Origin of the sequence: Streptomyces sp. NPDC093018 (assembly GCF_040684035.1) — a bacterium.
Taxonomy (GTDB): domain Bacteria; phylum Actinomycetota; class Actinomycetes; order Streptomycetales; family Streptomycetaceae; genus Streptomyces; species Streptomyces murinus.
Genome location: NZ_JBFBFF010000002.1, coordinates 341,762 through 358,439 on the forward strand (window position 1 = coordinate 341,762; position 16,678 = coordinate 358,439).

The 16,678-nt window shown below is 72.0% G+C and carries 14 protein-coding genes; 4 read left to right on the forward strand and 10 right to left on the reverse strand.

Annotated features, from left to right (window positions below):
- Positions 1-77: 77 nt before the first annotated feature.
- Positions 78-1,106: an LLM class flavin-dependent oxidoreductase gene (locus AB0N90_RS05465; protein WP_365193161.1), complete on the reverse strand. Its 1,029-nt coding sequence runs from the start codon at positions 1,104-1,106 to the stop codon at positions 78-80.
- Positions 1,107-1,326: 220 nt separating this feature from the next.
- On the opposite strand from AB0N90_RS05465, the gene AB0N90_RS05470 reads away from it, so the two are divergent.
- Entirely contained in the window at positions 1,327-1,659 is a 333-nt protein-coding gene (locus AB0N90_RS05470; protein ID WP_085566595.1) for an ATP/GTP-binding protein, read from the forward strand.
- A 12-nt stretch (positions 1,660-1,671) separates the two neighbouring features.
- On the opposite strand, the gene AB0N90_RS05475 is transcribed toward AB0N90_RS05470, so the two are convergent.
- The 7 genes from AB0N90_RS05475 to mce all read right to left on the reverse strand — a co-directional run bounded on the left by AB0N90_RS05475 (position 1,672) and on the right by mce (position 11,560).
- Positions 1,672-2,553, reverse strand: coding sequence for an ABC transporter permease (locus AB0N90_RS05475; RefSeq protein WP_361674567.1), 882 nt, complete (start codon positions 2,551-2,553; stop codon positions 1,672-1,674).
- Positions 2,550-3,881, reverse strand: a complete 1,332-nt coding sequence (locus AB0N90_RS05480) for an ABC transporter ATP-binding protein (RefSeq protein ID WP_365193163.1) — start codon at positions 3,879-3,881, stop codon at positions 2,550-2,552. Before AB0N90_RS05480 ends, AB0N90_RS05475 begins: the two co-directional genes overlap by 4 nt.
- A 130-nt stretch (positions 3,882-4,011) precedes the next feature.
- Positions 4,012-4,791 (reverse strand): ABC transporter permease, encoded by a 780-nt coding sequence (locus AB0N90_RS05485; protein WP_361674563.1) that lies wholly within the window; start codon positions 4,789-4,791, stop codon positions 4,012-4,014.
- Entirely contained in the window at positions 4,788-5,741 is a 954-nt protein-coding gene (locus AB0N90_RS05490) for an ATP-binding cassette domain-containing protein (protein ID WP_365193164.1), read from the reverse strand. The genes AB0N90_RS05485 and AB0N90_RS05490 overlap by 4 nt, the downstream gene beginning before the upstream one ends.
- 68 nt (positions 5,742-5,809) lie before the next feature.
- Entirely contained in the window at positions 5,810-6,745 is a 936-nt protein-coding gene (locus AB0N90_RS05495) for a cellulose-binding protein (RefSeq protein WP_085566600.1), read from the reverse strand.
- Positions 6,746-6,928: 183 nt separating this feature from the next.
- Positions 6,929-10,912, reverse strand: a complete 3,984-nt coding sequence (gene scy, locus AB0N90_RS05500; protein WP_365193166.1) for a polarized growth protein Scy — start codon at positions 10,910-10,912, stop codon at positions 6,929-6,931.
- Between the two features lie 207 nt (positions 10,913-11,119).
- A complete protein-coding gene (gene mce, locus AB0N90_RS05505) occupies positions 11,120-11,560 on the reverse strand; it encodes a methylmalonyl-CoA epimerase (protein ID WP_037656464.1) in 441 nt (146 codons plus the stop codon).
- Between the two features lie 149 nt (positions 11,561-11,709).
- Here mce and AB0N90_RS05510 point away from each other — a divergent pair, with 149 nt between their 5' ends.
- The 3 genes from AB0N90_RS05510 to AB0N90_RS05520 all read left to right on the forward strand — a co-directional run bounded on the left by AB0N90_RS05510 (position 11,710) and on the right by AB0N90_RS05520 (position 15,255).
- Positions 11,710-12,909: an acetyl-CoA C-acetyltransferase gene (locus AB0N90_RS05510; RefSeq protein ID WP_037656463.1), complete on the forward strand. Its 1,200-nt coding sequence runs from the start codon at positions 11,710-11,712 to the stop codon at positions 12,907-12,909.
- A 39-nt stretch (positions 12,910-12,948) separates the two neighbouring features.
- The gene (gene meaB / locus AB0N90_RS05515) at positions 12,949-13,905 is read left to right on the forward strand and encodes a methylmalonyl Co-A mutase-associated GTPase MeaB (protein ID WP_365193167.1); all 957 of its coding nucleotides are present in this window, start codon (positions 12,949-12,951) and stop codon (positions 13,903-13,905) included.
- Between the two features lie 150 nt (positions 13,906-14,055).
- Complete coding sequence (locus AB0N90_RS05520) at positions 14,056-15,255, forward strand: MFS transporter (protein ID WP_365193169.1); 1,200 nt, start codon at positions 14,056-14,058, stop codon at positions 15,253-15,255.
- Between the two features lie 52 nt (positions 15,256-15,307).
- Here AB0N90_RS05520 and AB0N90_RS05525 read toward each other — a convergent pair whose 3' ends face one another.
- Together AB0N90_RS05525 and AB0N90_RS05530 are read right to left on the reverse strand one after the other, a co-directional pair.
- Complete coding sequence (locus AB0N90_RS05525; protein WP_046424311.1) at positions 15,308-15,784, reverse strand: MarR family transcriptional regulator; 477 nt, start codon at positions 15,782-15,784, stop codon at positions 15,308-15,310.
- A 92-nt stretch (positions 15,785-15,876) separates the two neighbouring features.
- Positions 15,877-16,638 (reverse strand): AIM24 family protein, encoded by a 762-nt coding sequence (locus AB0N90_RS05530; protein WP_365193603.1) that lies wholly within the window; start codon positions 16,636-16,638, stop codon positions 15,877-15,879.
- Positions 16,639-16,678: the final 40 nt, after the last annotated feature.

Below are 16,678 nucleotides of genomic sequence, written 5' to 3' on the forward strand. Positions count from 1 at the left end.
GCCCCCCAGGTGGCTTGCCAGGTGTACCTGCTCTGGATCTGCTCCGTACCTGCTCTGGATCTGTTCGTCCGGGTGCGTCAGCGCAGCTGCGGGAGCACCTCGGCGCCCAGGCGCCGCAGGGTGTCCTCCGTCGCCGCGAGATCGCCCGAGCCCTCGACCAGCAGGGCGAAGCGGGAGATGCCCGTGCGCTCAGCGGTGGCCGCGAGCCGGTCGCCGGCGAGCCGCGGGGTGCCCACCGGATGCAGCCCGCAGAGCAGTTCGGTGTAGGCGACCGGGTCGCGCATCGCGCGCTTGCGTCCGTCGACCGTCACATGCGCGTCGAGTCCCTGTTTCAGCCAACCCGGCATCGCCTTGAGCAGGGTCTCCGCCGCTTCCTCGCGGCGGTCGGCGAGCTGGCAGACCCCGGCCGCGACATGCGCCGCGCCCGCGATCTCCTCGGGCGTCCGCCCCGCCGCACGGGCGCTGCGCCGCCACAGGGCGACCATCTCGGCCTTCTCCTCGTCGCCCGCGTGCATCCCGAGCAGCATCGGAAGCCCGCGCTCCGCGGCCAGCCGTACGCCCTTCGGCGAGGTGCACGCGACGACGACCTCCGGGCCCGGGGTGTCCGTCAGGGCCTGCGAGGGACGCGGTACGACGGGCACCTCGCGGAACGCGAAGCGCTCACCGGAGGCTCCCACCGCGGGCTCGCGCAGCCAGCGCAGCAGCAGATCGAGTGACTCGGGGAACCCGTTTTCGTACGCGTCCAGGCCGCTGCCGAACACCTCCAGGTCAACCCAGGGGCCGCCGCGGCCCACCCCGAGGGTGAACCGTCCGCCGCTCGTCAGATGCAGCAGCGCGGCCTGCTCGCCCAGGGCGACCGGGTGCACGGTGGGCAGTACGCTGACCGCGGTGCCCACCCGGATCCGGCGGGTGCGGCCGAGCAGCAGCGCGGCCAGGGTGACGGCGGACGGACAGGTGCCGTACGGCACGAAGTGGTGCTCGGCCAGCCACACCGAGTCCAGCCCGGCCTCCTCGGCGACCTCCGCCGAGCGGACCGCCCGGTGCAGGGCCTCCCCCTGGCCCTGGCCCGGGAACTGGGCGCCCAGCACAAAGCTTCCTACATACATCACTTTTCCCGCTTCCTCGGCTCCGACCCGAGCTCCCCCACCGGCATAACCGTCTGACACGTGCCAAGGACACGGCCTGGCAGGGTAATTTGCGGATTGTCTTCAGAATCGGCCGTTGTGGAGGGGGACTTGCGCCGGTTGGCGGCCTTCGCGTACCCCGCCCGGCGGCGCGTACGCTGGACGCAGCCCTTGCTTGCCGCCGAGCCCCGAGAGGTGTCCCGTGTCCCCCCGCCGCAACCGACCGAAGGCCGCCGACCCGTCCGGCCGCAGCGCCGAGGACGACCGCACCGGACGGTACGGCGGCTTCCAGTCCGCGGAGGACTGGCAGGGCGAGGAGTGGAGCGTGCGCCATGTCGCGGGCGCGAGCTCCGAGGGCAAGACCTATCGCTGCCCCGGCTGCGACCAGATGATCCCCTCCGCGGTGCCGCATGTGGTGGCCTGGCCGGAGCACGCGGGCGTGGACGACCGCCGGCACTGGCACAAGTCCTGCTGGAACGCGCGAGACCGCCGCACCACACGGGTGCAGCGGTCTCGTAACGCGCCGAAGTTCTGAGGGACCGGCCGGTCACACGTCCCGGTTGCGCAGCAGCGCGTACGCCCCCGCACCGGCCACCGCGGCGAGCCCCAGCATGATCCACAGCGGTTCCCAGCCCCGGGGCCCGGAGCCGCTGAGCGTGCTGTCGTAGAAGACGCCGAGCTGGCTCGGGAAGCTGTACTCGAACAGGAAGTCGCGCACCGAGTGCAGCGACTCCGTGGCCATGAACAGGGCCAGCACCAGCGGGGCGAGCACCAGGCCGATCATGATGGTGATGCCGCCCGCGGAGTGCCGGATGATCGAGCCGACGAACAGCGCGAGCAGGCCGAGCAGCGCCATGTAGAGGCTCACGCCGACGGTGGCCTTGAGCCAGGCCCCGCCGGAGGGCGACTCCGTGCCGGAGCCGGACAGCATGGACGACTGCACCATCGCCACGAAGGTGACCGAGACCAGGGACACCACGAAGGCGACCACGAAGAACACGATCGCCTTGGCGGCCAGCACCCGGCCGCGGCTCGGGCACGCCGTCATCGTCGTACGGATCATGCCGGTGCCGTACTCCGAGGCCGTGGTCAGCACGCCGAGCGTGATGATGCACATGTTGCCGACGAGCAGGCCGAAGAAGCCGAAGGAGAGCGGGTTGGTGCCGTTCAGCGAGGAGTCGCTGGCGTGCGCCGACACCAGCGCGCCGACCAGCAGGCCGATGCCCACGACCAGGAACACGAAGACGCTGAGCGTCCAGATCGTCGAGCGGACCGACCTGATCTTCGTCCACTCCGAGGCCACCGCGTGCCCGAGGTGGGTGCGCACGACGGGGATCGGCGAGGTGTAGCCGGGGTACGACCCGCCGGGCGCCGCCTGCCAGTCGGGCGCGCCGGGAGCCTGCGGCATCGGGGGCTGGTGGGTGCTCATCGGGCGTCCTCGGGCTGGTTCGTGTCGGCGGCGGGGGAGGAAGCGGGGGAGGAGGCGTCAGGCGTGGCGAGGGGAGCGGCGGCCGGGGCCGGGGGAGCGGCCGGGGCCTGCGCCTGCGGGGCCGGAGCCTGCGGGGCCGGAGCCTGCGGGGCCTGGGGCGACGGCTGGGCGTACGGGTTCGCGCCCGGGGCTCCCTGGCCCGCCGGGGCGCCCGGAGCGCCGTACGCGCCCGCCGGGGCGCCTCCGTACGGTCCCGTGGGCGCGCCGGGGCCGCCCACCGGCATCGCGAAGGGCTGCCCGCCCTGCTGGGGCGGCGGCGGGGCGTACCAGCCGGGCTGGCCCTGCCCCGGCACCGGCATGGGCGGCTCGGCGCCGGGCGGCAGCGGCTGCTGGAGGCCCGCCTTCTGGTCGATGGTGGAGCGGTAGTCCACGGCACCCTGGGTCATCCGCATGTACGCCTCTTCGAGCGAGGCCTGGTGCGGCGACAGCTCCCACAGCCGTACGCCCGCCTCGTGCGCGAGGTCGCTGATGCGGGGCAGCGGCAGCCCCATCACGCGCAGCGCGCCGTCCTGCTCCGGCAGCACATGGCCGCCCGCCCCGGTGAGCGCGGCGCCGAGCTTCTCGCGCAGCTGCGGCTCGGTGTCGGGGGTGCGCACCCGCGCGAAGTCGGCGGAGTTGGCGGAGATGAAGTCCGTCACGCTCATGTCGGCGAGCAGCTGGCCGCGTCCGATCACGATGAGGTGGTCGGCGGTCAGCGCCATCTCGCTCATCAGATGGGAGGAGACGAAGACCGTCCGGCCCTCCGCGGCCAGCGCCTTCATCAGGTTGCGCACCCAGAGGATGCCCTCGGGGTCGAGGCCGTTGACCGGCTCGTCGAAGAGCAGCACCTGGGGGTCGCCGAGCAGCGCGGCGGCGATGCCGAGGCGCTGGCCCATGCCGAGCGAGAAGCCCTTGGAGCGCTTCCTGGCGACGTCCTGGAGGCCGACCACGCCGAGCACCTCGTCCACGCGGCGGGCCGGGATACCGGACAGCTGGGCGAGGCTCAGCAGATGGTTGCGGGCGGAGCGGCCGCCGTGCACGGCCTTGGCGTCGAGCAGCGCGCCGACCTGGCGGGGCGCGTTGGGCAGCCTGCGGTACGGGTGACCGCCGATGGTCACCTGGCCGGACGTGGGGTTGTCCAGGCCGAGGATCATCCGCATCGTGGTGGACTTGCCCGAGCCGTTGGGCCCGAGGAAGCCGGTCACGGATCCCGGTCGCACCTGGAAGGAAAGGTTGTACACGGCCGTCTTGTCGCCGTACCGCTTCGTCAGGCCTACAGCCTCGATCATGCTCCGCACCCATCGGAAGGTTCAGGACAGCGGGGAACCGCCCCCGTAAGGGTTAGGAGGATAGCTGGGCGCTGACGGTTCCGCCCAAAGAAAAGTAAAGCTGAAGTAATACGCTGCGTGAACGTGACCTCTACTGGGCGTCCCGGTGCCTGAGCAGCGCATATCCTCCCGCGAGCGCGGCGATCACCCACAGCACCATGATGCCGAGCCCGCCCCAGGGCCCGTACGGGGTGTCGTCGGGGCGCGGCACCGCCTGCATGATCCGGCTGCCGGCCTGGTCGGGCAGGTACTGGCCGATCTTCTTGGTGGCGTCGACGGCGGCCAGGATGGTGGAGATCAGGAAGAAGAACGGCATCAGGATGCCGAGCGACAGCAGTGGTGAGCGCAGCATGGTGGCGACGCCCATGGAGAACACCGCGATCAGGGTCAGATACAGCCCGCCGCCCACCACCGCGCGCAGCACCCCGGGATCGCCGAGCCCGGCGCGGTAGGGGCCGAGCATGGCCTGGCCGAGGAAGAACGTGGCGAAGCTCGTGACCATCCCGACGAGCAGGGCGAGCGCGCCCGCCACCGCGATCTTGCCGGACAGGAAGATGCCGCGGCGCGGTACGGCGGCCAGCGAGACCCGGATCATGCCGGTGCTGTACTCGTTGGTGACGACCAGCACGCCGAACACGATCATGGCGAGCTGGCCGAGGGTCATCCCGGCGAAGCTGATGAAGGTCGGGTCGAAGGTCAGCCGCTCCTGGATCGCCATCGAGTCGTACTCGTTCCGGGTGAGCGCGGAGATGAGCATGCCGATGCCGATGGTGACCACGACGGCGACCGAGAGGGTCCAGCGGGTGGACGACACCGACCGGATCTTCGTCCACTCGGACCGCAGTGTCTGCGTGACCTGGGCGCTCGTCATGCCGTACCCCCTTGCCGGCCGGCGCCCCAGTTCCCCGGGGCGGCCTCCGACTGCGCGTGATACTCCACCGAACCCGCCGTCAGCCGCATGAACGCCTCCTCCAGGGAAGCCTGCCGGGGGCTCAGCTCGTGCAGCACGATCCCGTGCCCCGCGGCCAGCTCCCCGATCCGCTCGGCCTTGTCGCCCTCCGCCTCCAGCGCCCCGTCCGCCGCCTCCACCGCGGTGACCCCGGCCTCGTGCAGCGCGTCCAGGAGCCGTTCGCGCTGGGGCGAGCGGACGCGGACGTAACTGCGGGCGTGCCGCCGGATGAAGTCCGCCATGGAGGTGTCCGCGAGCAGCCGGCCCTGCCCGATCACGATGAGGTGGTCGGCGGTCTGCGCCATCTCGCTCATCAGATGGGAGGACACGAAGACCGTCCGCCCCTGCGCGGCCAGTGATGTCATCAGATTGCGGATCCAGTGGATGCCCTCGGGGTCGAGCCCGTTCACCGGCTCGTCGAACATCAGGATCCGGGGGTCCCCGAGCAGCGCGGCCGCGATCCCCAGCCGCTGCGACATGCCGTACGAGAACCCCTTGGCCTTCTGCCGTGCGACGGCCATCAGCCCGACCGTCTCCAGCACCTCGCCCACCCGGGCGCGCGGGATGCCGTTGCTCTGCGCGAGGCACAGCAGATGGTTGTAGGCGCTGCGCCCGCCGTGCATCGCCTTGGCGTCCAGCAGCGCGCCGATACAGGTGAGGGGATCCGTCAGCTCGTCGTACCGGCTGCCGTCGATCCGCACATCACCGGCGGTGGGACGGTCGAGCCCGAGGATCATCCGCATGGTCGTGGACTTCCCGGCGCCATTGGGCCCGAGGAACCCGGTCACGATGCCGGGCCGCACGGTACACGTCAGACCGTCGACGGCCACCTTCTCGCCATACCGCTTGGTCAGCCCGTCCAGCTCGATCATGCCGCCACGCTAGAACGGGACAAAGCCCCCTGCCACTTGAAGCAGGGGGCTTTCGAAGGCGCGGAACCCTATCGGGTCTGCTGCGCCGGAACCCCACGAGAAACCGGCTCGTCCTCGCCCGTCGTGCCGGCGGCAGCCACCGCCGCGCCGGTCAGCGTCGCCAGCATCTCGCGCACGTTCGTCAGCTGGGCGTTGATGCTGTCGCGGCGGTTGGTGAGGGCCGCCAGCTCGCGCTCGGACTCGGAACGGATGCGGTCCGCCTTGGCGTTGGCGTCGGCCACGATGTCCTCGGCCTGGCGCTGCGCGGTCTCCACCGTCTGGCGGGCGCGGCGCTCCGCGTCGGTGCGCAGCTTCTCCGCCTCCAGGCGCAGCTGCTCGGCGCGGTGCTCGATCTCCGCGAGCCGCTTCTCCGCCTTCTGCTGACGCGAGGCCAGGTCGCGCTCGGACTGCTCGCGGCGCTTGGCCAGGTTCGTCTCGAAGTCGGCGGCGGCCTGCGCGGCCTTGGCGCGGGTCTCCTCGAAGAGGGCGTCCGCCTCTTCACGCTTGGACTGCGCGTCCTTCTGCGCGTCGGCCCGCAGCTGAGAGGCCTCGCCCTTGGCCTTCTCGACGATCCGGGAGCCCTCGTCCTCCGCCTTCGCCTTGCGCTCGGTGGCGTAGGACTCGGCGTCGTTGCGAACCTGCTGTGCGGCCGACTCGGCCAGCTCGCGGTGCTGTTCGGCGGCGCGGCGGGCCTCCTCACGCAGCTCCTTGGCCTCTTCCTCGGCCAGGCGCAGGATCTTCTCGACCCGAGCACCGAGACCCGCGTACGACGGCTCGGCGTCGCTGACCTGGGTCTGGGCGTTCTGCGTCTCGAGGTGCAGCTCCTCGATGCGCTTTTCCAGGGCGGTGATACGGGCGTTGGCCTGGTCACGTTGGGAGACGAGGTTGGAGATACGTTCGTCCACCTGAGCGCGGTCGTACCCACGCCGCACAAGCTCGAAGCCGTAGGGGGAAGTGTCGCTCATGGGGTTCCTGTCAAATGAGACCGGTGAGGTGATAGGGGGAATCCTAGGCGCCGAAGCGGTGTGTCATCGAGCGGATACGTGTTTGATCTGGAGAATGACACCTCTTTTGAGTGGCTGACCGTCAGAGGACTTGCCAATGAGCAGGGCAAAGCCCTCAGTCGACACCGAAACACCCCTCGGATGCTAGCTGTCTGACGACTTGCCACCCGAACGGGGTGCGCCGACCGTCGCGCTCGCCTTGACCGAACCGTCCTTGCCCGCACCCGGTGTCTCGAAGGCCTCCAGCGCGTCCAGCACATCCTGGACACGGGAGATCTCGGCGTTGATGTCCGAGCGCCTGCGCACCAGGACCTCCAGCTCGCGCTTGCCCTCCTCGACCGAGCGCCGCGCCTCCTGGATCGCCTCCGCCTTGATCTCCTCGGCCTCCTTGACCAGCCGCGCCTTCTTCTGCTCGGCCTCCTTCAGCAGGCCCTCCGCCTTCTTGACGGCCGCGATGCGCACCTTGCCCGCCTCGGAATCGGCGTCCGAGAGCATCTCCTTCGCCTTCGCCTGGGCCTTCTCCAGCTGCTCCTCGGCGGCCTTGATGAGCGCGTCGCAGCGGTCGCCGGTGGACTTCATGGTCTCGGCGGCCTCGCGGCGGGCCCGGCTGTGCAGCTCCTCGACCTCGGCGGTGACCCGCTCGCGCAGCTCCTCCGCCCGCTCCCGGATCGCGGTCGCGTCCCGGCGCGCGCCCACCAGCAGCTCGTCCGCGTCCGTCCGGGCCTTCTCCACCAGGGAGTTGCCCTCGATGGTCGACTCGGAGACGATCCGCTCGGCCTCGCTGCGGGCCGCGCCCACCATGGTGTCGGCCTGCGCCTCGGCGTCCGCCGTGGTCTTCAGCGCCTGCTGCTGCGCCTCGGTGAGCAGCTTGTCCGCCTCGGCCGTGGTCTCGCCGATGAGCTTGTCGACCTGCTCGGCCGCCTCCGAACGCCGCTTGTTGGCGTCCTTGCGGGCCTCGTCCAGCGTCCGCTCGGCCTCCTCGCGCGCCGTACCGAGAAGCCGCTCGGCCTCCGCCGCCGCGTCCGCCTTGACCCGCTCGGCCTCGGCCCGGGTCCGCTCGGCGTGCGCCTGCGCGGAACCCACCGTCTCGGCGGCCTCGGCCCGCAGCCGCTCCGCCTCCGTGGTGGCCTCGCCGACCAGCTGGTCCGCGGCGGCCCGCGCCTCGGCCCGTACCCGCTCGGCCTCGGCGACGGACTCCGTGCGCACCCGCTCCGCCTCGGTCACCGACTCCGTGCGGACCCGCTCGGCCTCCGCCACGGACTCCGAGCGCGTGCGCTCGGCCTCGGCGGCGGTCTCCGTCTGGAGCCGCTCCGCCTCAGCGACCGTCTCCGTCTGGAGGAGCTCGGCCTCCTTGCGGGCCTCCGTGATGAGCGTGTCGGCCTGCGTCGCCGCGTCCGAACGGATGCGGTTGGCGTCCTCGCGGGCGTCCGCCCGGGTCCGCGCCGCCGCCTGGTCGGCCTCCGCCAGCGCGTCGGACGCCTCGGTACGCACCCGCTGCGCGTACTCGCCCGCGTCCGAACGCAGCCGCTCGGCCTCCGTCGTCGCCTCCGCGAGGGTGCGCTCGGCCAGCTCCCGGGCCGCCTCGGACTCCTCCCGCGCCTCCTGCCGCAGCCGCCCGGCGTCCTCGCCCGCCCGCTCCCGCTCGGCGTGCGCGTCGGCCCGTAGCCGCTCGGCCTCCTCCTCGGCCTCCCGCTTCGTACGCTCCGCCGCGTGCTCGGCGGCCGAGCGCAGCCCGGTGATCTCCTCCTGCGCCTGCTCGTGCAGCCCGGCGACGGAGTCCCGCACCTGCTGCGCGTGCTGCTCGGCGGCGGACACCATCTCACCGGCCCGCCGCTCGGCCTCCTCGACCAGCCGGACCGCCTCGGCCTGCGCGTCCTCGACCCGCTTGCGCGCCGAGGCCAGCAGCTCCTCGCTCTGCTCGCGGGCCCGCCGGCGCTCCTCCTCGGCCTCCTCGCGCGCCCCGCCCAGCAGTTCCTCGGCCTCGCGGCGGCGCCGGGCGGCCTCCTCCTGCGCGGCGGCCAGCGTCTCGGACGCCTCGGCGGCCAGCCGCTCGGCGGCGGACTGCGCCTCCGCGCGCATCCGGTCGGCGCTCTCCTGCGCCTCCGTCTTCAGCCGCTCCGCCTCGGCCGCGGCCTCGCCACGCAGCCGTACGGCGACGGCCTCGCCCTCGGCGCGGGACGCGGACGCGTCGGCCGCCGCCTCGTCGCGCAGCCGCTCGGCCTCGGTCTCGGCCTGCTCCTGGAGCACCCGGATCCGCTCGGCGGCCTCGGCCCGCAGCCGCTCGGCCTCCTCGGCGGCCTCCTTGCGGCTCCGCGCGGCCTCCTCGCGGGCCTCGGTGAGCGCCTGCTCGGCCGAGGTGAGCCGCTCCTGCGCCTCGGTCCCCAGCCGGGTCAGCTCCTCGGCGGCCTCCGCGCGCCGCGCCTCGACCGCCTTGTCGGTCTCCTCGCGCAGCTCCAGGGCCGCCTTCTCGGCGTCCGCCCTGACGGACTCGGCCTGCTCGTCGGCCTCGGTGCGCAGCCGCTCGGCCTCCGCGCGGGCGCGCTCCAGGGTCTCCTCGGCCTGCCGGCGCAGCGCCGTGGCCCGCTCGATGGCCTCGGTGCGCACCTTCTCGCTGTCGGCGGCCGCCTTCTGCCGCAGCTCGTCGGCGTCCGCCTTGGCCTTGGCCAGCAGCTCCTCGGCGGACTTGGCCGCCTCCTCGATCTTGGTGACCGACTCCCGGCGCGCCTCCGCGCGGATCGACTCGCCCTCGGCCACCGCGTCGGAGCGCAGCTGCTCGGCCTCGCCGCGCAGCCGGCGGGCCTCCTCCTGGAGCTCGACCGTCTTGGCGCGGTACTCCTCGGTGTCGTCCTTCGCCGCGCCCTTGAGCTCCTCGGCGATGTCATGCGCCTCGGCCCGCAGCCGGTCCGCCTCGGCCTCGGCCTCCTTGCGGATCCGCTCGGCCTTCTCGGCGGCCGCCCTGGTGGTCTTCTGGGCGTCCTCCGACGCCTTGTTGAGGACCTCCTCGGCGGTCCTGGCCGCCTTGGACAGCTGGGTCGCGGTCTCCTCGGCGGTGGCCGTACGGGCCTTCTCGGCGGCCTCGGCGAGGATCTTCTCCGCCTCGGCGCGCGCGTCCGCCACCAGCTGCTCGGCGTCCGAACGGGTGGCCTCGGCCTCCTTCGTCGCCTCCCCGACCAGCCGTGCGACCTGCTCCTTGGCGGTGCGGGTGCGGGTCTCGTTGGCGGCCTCGGCGCTCGCCAGCTTCTTGGCGGCGGCCTCCTCGGCCTCCGTGACCAGCTTCTCGGCCTCGGACTGCGCCTTGCGCAGCGCCTCCTCCGCCTCGGCCATCTGCTTCTCGGCGGCCCGGCTCAGCTCGCTCGCCTGCCGGCGGGCGGTGTCCGACTCGGTCGCCGTGGTGGTGCGCAGCCGCTCGGCGTGCTCGGTGGCCTCCTGCGCCTGCGTGGACGCCGCGTTCAGCAGCCGCTCGGCGTCGGTACGGGCCCGGCGCAGGATCTGCTCGGCCTCGGAACGGGCCTCCTCGGCCTCGCCGCGCAGCCGGTCCCGGGCCTCCCGGGTCAGCCGCTCGGCCTCCGCGCGGGCCGCGGCCATCGCCTGCTCGGCCTCCGCGCGCGACTCGTCGAGGAGCCGGCGGGCCTGCTGCTCGGTACGGGCGCGCAGCTGCTCGGCCCACGCCACGTTCTCGTTGACGTGCGACTCGACGGTCGCCCTGCGCTCGGCCAGCTCCTGGTCGAGCTGCTGGCGCCGGGTCACCGCCTCCTGGTGCAGCTCGGCCTGGAGCCGCGCGGCCTGCTCGGCGTGCTCCTGGAGGATCCGCTGGGTCTGCGCGCGGACCTGGCTCAGCTCACGCTCGGCGTCCTGCCGCAGCTGCTCCGCCTGCATCTGGGCGTTGCGGAGCAACTGTTCGGCCTGGTAGCCGATGTCGCCGCCGTCGAAGGCGGGACGGGTCATCAGGGTGCGGCGCGCCTCGTGCAGCTTGGCGCGCAGCACCTCGACCTGGTAGCCGAGGTCCTCGGCGTGCTGGATCGCCTTTTCCCGCTCGGTCCTCAGCCGCTTCATATCGGCCTCGAACCGAGAGAGGTGGTCGACGTCGTCAGCCGCCGGCTCTCGCTCCTGGCTCTCGTAGCCCCGCACTGCGCGGTCCCATCCGTCCCCTGGTCAGCTTCTCCAACGAGCCACGTCCAACCGCCGAACGGGGCCCCCGGGGAAATGGTGTCAGATCCACGGCGGAGCACGGCCTGCTGCCCCGACGCACGTCCCCCGAAACCCGGACCCCGGCATGCGGCCGCCCCGGTTCGCGGGACGACCGCCCCCAACCCTACCGGCCCTTATGTACGGCGGTCAGTGCTCGGGAGACTCAACAGGCGCCGAAGTCACCAGTTCTGTGAGGACACCATGGCAGTCCTTGGGGTGCAGGAAGGTGATCCTGGAGCCCATGGAACCGCGTCGCGGCTCGTCGTAGAGCACCCGTACGCCCTTGCCCCGGATGTCCTCGGAGTCGGCGTCGACGTCCGCCGTGCCGAAGGCGATGTGATGCACGCCCTCGCCGTTCTTGGCCAGCCACTTGCCGACCGCGGAGTCCTCGCGGGTCGGCTCCAGGAGCTGGAGGTAGGAGGCGCCGCCGTCCGAGGTCTCGTTGATCTTGAGCATGGCCTCGCGCACGCCCTGTTCCTCGTTGACCTCGGTGTGGAACACCTCGAAGCCGTAGGTGGCCCGGTAGAACTCGACAGTGGCGTCGAGGTCGTGGCAGGCGATCCCGATGTGGTCGATTCGCGTCAGCATGGTTTCAGTGCAGCGCCACGAAGGTGGTTACGCAACGTGCGCGCGATCACACCGACAGGACGATGACGGCACTGAGTGACTCTCAGTACATTCGATGTAAACCCTCGTTCACTCCTCGGCTCTGCGTAGCTGGAAGGGGATCGCACCTCATGTCTTCTGGAACGAACAGCTCGGTGATCGTCGCGGGCGCCCGTACGCCCATGGGGCGGCTGCTGGGCTCCCTGAAGTCCTTCTCCGCGGCCGACCTGGGCGGCTTCGCGATCAAGGCGGCCCTGGACCGCGCGGGCATCGGCGGCGACCAGGTGCAGTACGTGATCATGGGCCAGGTGCTCCAGGCCGGCGCCGGCCAGATCCCGGCCCGCCAGGCGGCCGTCAAGGGCGGCATCCCGATGAGCGTCCCGGCCCTCACCGTCAACAAGGTGTGCCTGTCCGGGCTCGACGCGATCGCCCTGGCCGACCAGCTGATCCGCGCCGGCGAGTTCGACATCGTCGTGGCGGGCGGCATGGAGTCCATGACCAACGCGCCGCACCTGCTGCCCAAGTCCCGCGAGGGCTACAAGTACGGCTCGATCGAGATGATCGACTCGATGGCGCACGACGGTCTGACCGACTCGTTCGAGGCCATCGCGATGGGCGAGTCCACCGAGCACCACAACACCCGGCTCGGCATCGGCCGCCTCGCGCAGGACGAGATCGGCGCCCTGTCCCACCAGCGGGCCGCCGCCGCGCAGAAGAACGGCGTGTTCGAGGCGGAGATCACCCCCGTGGAGATCCCGCAGCGCAAGGGCGACCCGATCCTGTTCAGCAAGGACGAGGGCATCCGCGCCGACACCACCGTGGAGACCCTGGGCAAGCTGCGCCCGTCCTTCACCAAGGACGGCACCATCACCGCCGGCACCTCCTCGCAGATCTCCGACGGCGCCGCCGCCGTGGTCGTGATGAGCAAGGCCAAGGCGGAGGAGCTGGGCCTGGAGTGGCTCGCCGAGATCGGCGCGCACGGCAATGTGGCGGGCCCGGACAACTCGCTGCACTCCCAGCCGTCCAACGCGATCCTCAACGCCCTCAAGAAGGAGGGCAAGGAGGTCGCCGACCTCGACCTGATCGAGATCAACGAGGCCTTCGCCTCCGTCACCGTGCAGTCAATGAAGGACCTCGGTGTGTCCACGGAAAAGGTGAACGTCAACGGCGGCGCGATCGCGCTCGGCCACCCGATCGGCATGTCCGGCGCCCGCCTCGTGCTCCACTTGGCGCTGGAGCTCAAGCGCCGGGGCGGCGGCATCGGCGCGGCCGCGCTGTGCGGTGGCGGCGGCCAGGGTGACGCGCTGATCGTGCGGGTACCGAAGGCCTGAGCCCTTTTGTCAGGTCGGTGAAGTGAACGGAGCTGTGCGATGCAGGACGTCTCCTCCCTGGTGGACCAGGCCAGGGAAGGCAGGCCGCGGGCCGTGGCCCGGCTGATCTCCCTGGTGGAGGGGGCGTCCCCGCAGCTGCGGGAGGTCATGGCGGCGCTGGCCCCGCTGACCGGCAGTGCCTATGTGGTGGGCCTGACCGGCTCGCCGGGCGTCGGCAAGTCGACCTCCACCTCCGCGCTCGTCACGGCGTACCGCAAGCAGGGCAAGCGGGTCGGCGTCCTCGCCGTCGACCCGTCCTCGCCCTTCTCTGGCGGCGCCCTGCTGGGCGACCGGGTGCGCATGTCGGAGCACGCCTCCGACCCCGGCGTCTACATCCGCTCCATGGCGACCCGGGGCCACCTCGGCGGCCTCGCCCGGTCCGCCCCGCAGGCGATCCGCGTCCTGGACGCGGCGGGCTGCGACGTGGTCCTGGTCGAGACGGTGGGCGTGGGCCAGTCCGAGGTGGAGATCGCCGCCCAGGCGGACACCAGCGTGGTGCTGCTGGCCCCGGGCATGGGCGACGGCATCCAGGCCGCCAAGGCGGGCATCCTGGAGATCGGCGACGTCTACGTCGTCAACAAGGCGGACCGGGACGGCGCCGACAGCACCGCGCGCGAGCTGAACCACATGCTGGGCCTCGGCGAGGCCCGCCGCCCCGGCGACTGGCGGCCGCCGATCGTGAAGACGGTCGCCTCCCGCGCCGAGGGCGTGGACGAGGTGGTCGAGGCGCTGGAGAAGCACCGCGCCTGGATGGAGGAGCACGGGGTCCTCACCGAACGCCGGCGCGCCCGCGCGGCCCGCGAGGTGGAGAGCATCGCGATGACGGCGCTGCGGGAGCGCATCGGCGATCTGCACGGCGACCGCCGCCTCGACGCCCTCGCGGAGCGGATCGTCGCGGGCGAACTCGACCCGTACCGCGCCGCCGACGAGCTGGTGGCGGGGATCACCAAGGGCTGAGCCTGGCCAACTCCGGGCACCCGCGGCTAACTTGTCCCTCATGTTCCTTCTCTTGGCATAGGGCCCGCCCCGCACGCGACGCCGTGACCGTTCTGGCGCTCGCGTGCCTCGGCATGCCCTTTTCCCGCCTCCGTCAGAGGAACTTCCCGCATGTCCACGCATGCTCCCGTGCGGCCTTCGTACGCCGCCGTGCTGCGCCTTCCGGGCGCCCGCCGCGCCTTCACCGCGGCCCTGACCGCCCGTCTCTCCTACGGCACCGTGTCCCTCGCGGTGATGCTGTCCGTCACCCGCGCCACCGGCTCCTACGCCGTCTCCGGGATGGTGATGTCCCTGTTCGGCGCCGCGTCGGTCTTCCTGATGCCGGTGCGCGGCGCCCTGATCGACCGGCACGGGCCGCGCCGGGCCCTCGCGCCCATGGCGCTGCTGTACGGCGCCCTGCTGACCCTGCTCGCCGCCCTGACCTGGCGTCCCGGCGCACCGGTGGCCCTGCTCGCCGCGGCCGCGACGCTCGCCGGCGCGTGCACGCCCCCACTGGGGCCGACGATGCGCGCGCTGTGGGCCGAACTCGCCCCCGACCGGCATCTGCTGCAGCGTGCCTACAGCCTCGACGGCGTCGCCGAGGAACTGCTCTTCGTCTCCGGGCCCGTCCTGGTCGGCGTCCTGACCGGGTTCGCCCCGCCGGCCGCCGGAATCCTGCTCAGCGCGCTGCTGATCACGGCCGGCACCGGGGTGTTCGTCGCGTCACCGGTGCTGCCGGGCCCGCGGCCCGCCACCCGGGGCGCACGGCTCGGGGGTGTCTCCGGTCTGCTCGCCCCTGCCACCGTCGCCCTCTGTGTCGGGCTGGCCCTCAGCGGGGTGGACCTGCTGACCATGGCCTACGCCTCCGCGCACGGGTACGACACCGATCTCGTGCCATGGGCCCTCGGGGCGCTGTCGGCGGGCAGCGCGCTGGGGGGTCTCGCGAACGGGGCGGTGCGATGGACGGCACCCGCCCGCACCCGGCTGGCGCGCTTCTCGGTGGCGCTGGGCCTGGTCGTCGCGGTGGCGGGCCTCGCGCCCGACCTCTGGGTGCTCACCGCCGCGCTGGCCCTCGCCGGGGTCTTCGTCGCGCCGACCCTGACGACGGCGTACCTCGCGGCCGACGAGTCCGTGACCGCCGAGTCCCGTACGCGGGCCGGGGCGTGGGTCAACATGGGGGTGAACGCGGGCAGTTCGGCCGGGGCCCTGGTGACGGGGCTGCTGATCGGCCGGATGCCGCTGGGGGTCTGCTTCCTGGTGGCCGGCAGCACGGCTCTGGTGTCCGCCGCCATGGCCGGGGCCGGTGGCCTCACGCGGCCACGTCGCGGCTGATCGCACGGTTCCCCGCGGCCCTTCCGGGGCCGCGGGGAACCGCGCGGCCCCTCTAGGGGCGCCCCCGCTGTCCCCGCAGGTGTTCCGCGATCGGCTTCAGTGCCTTGTCCAGCTCCACCAGGGCCTCCGGTGAGAGCAGGTCGATGAAGTGCCGCCGCACCGAGGACACATGGTGCGGCGCCACCTTCTTCATCGTCTCCATGCCGTGCTCGGTGAGCACCGCGTACAGCCCCCGCCGATCCGATTCACAGTTCTCGCGGCGCACGAGGTCCGCGTTCTCCATCCGCGTGATCTGGTGCGAGAGCCGGCTCTTGGACTGGAGCGTGGCGGAGGCGAGGTCGCTCATCCGCATCCGCACGTCCTCCGACTCGGACAGGTTCACGAGGATCTCGTAATCGTTCATCGTCAGGCCGAACGGCTGCAGATCCTTCTCCAGCTGGTACGTCAACAGCCTGTTGACCTCCAGGTGGGTGCGCCAGGCGCACTGCTCCGCATCGGTCAGCCAGCGCGTGGCCGTTTCGGTCTCCATGAATGAAGTCTACCTAAGAAGTTGAATGGCGAACTACTTCGGGTGGTGTGACTGTGCGCACGCGTTCGACGTCACACTCCGCAGACTACCGCTCACAGCCCGAAGCGACGCTGGAGGTCCCCCAGCTGTCCGGGAAGGCGCGGTGCACCGGATGGTTGCGGACCGTGTCCGGGCCGCCCCGGTGCGCCACCGCCCGGAGTCCCCGGATCGGACGGTACGACCCCCGTGTCGACCTCCGCCATCAGCGCCTCCGAGGACTGGAGCAGCACCGTCCCGGCACCCACGAACTCGAACTGGTGCTCCTCCCCGGAAACCCCGCCCAGGCCTGTCATGGCACGGAGTCCGCCCAGTACACCGGTCAGGTACCCATGGTCGTAGTGATGGCACGGGGAGGGGCAGTCGGCCCAGCCGACGAGTGCCTGGGGATCCACCCGCAGGGGAGGCTCCATGAACACCACCGGCCCGTTGGACGCGGCCACGAATCTTCCGGTTCCGATGAGGGTCAGAAAACCCGGCACGATCGATTGTTTGAGCGCAAGACTTGGCTGAAAAGCGAGCAGATTGCCCGCGCGAATGGTCAAGTTCCCGTCGTCCAGGTCGTACGAGTTGACGTCGAAGGCCCGGTCGGCGAGCAGCATCCGGCCCGAGCCGCTCGCCACGACCCAGTCGCTCGCGTGCAGTGGCGAATGGAACGAGGTGCGCACCACCCGGTCGAGCCGGCCGTGTCCAAGACCGTTGAACTCGATCGCCCCGTAGTAGGCGATCATCTTCCCCTTCTGGAGGAACCACTGCCCGTCCTTGAGCTCGACGCAGAACACGTAGCTGTTCACGTTGTCGTCGACGGGCAGGGTCATCGGGTCGTGGACCACCGGTCCGCCGGGACCGGCGGTGCCG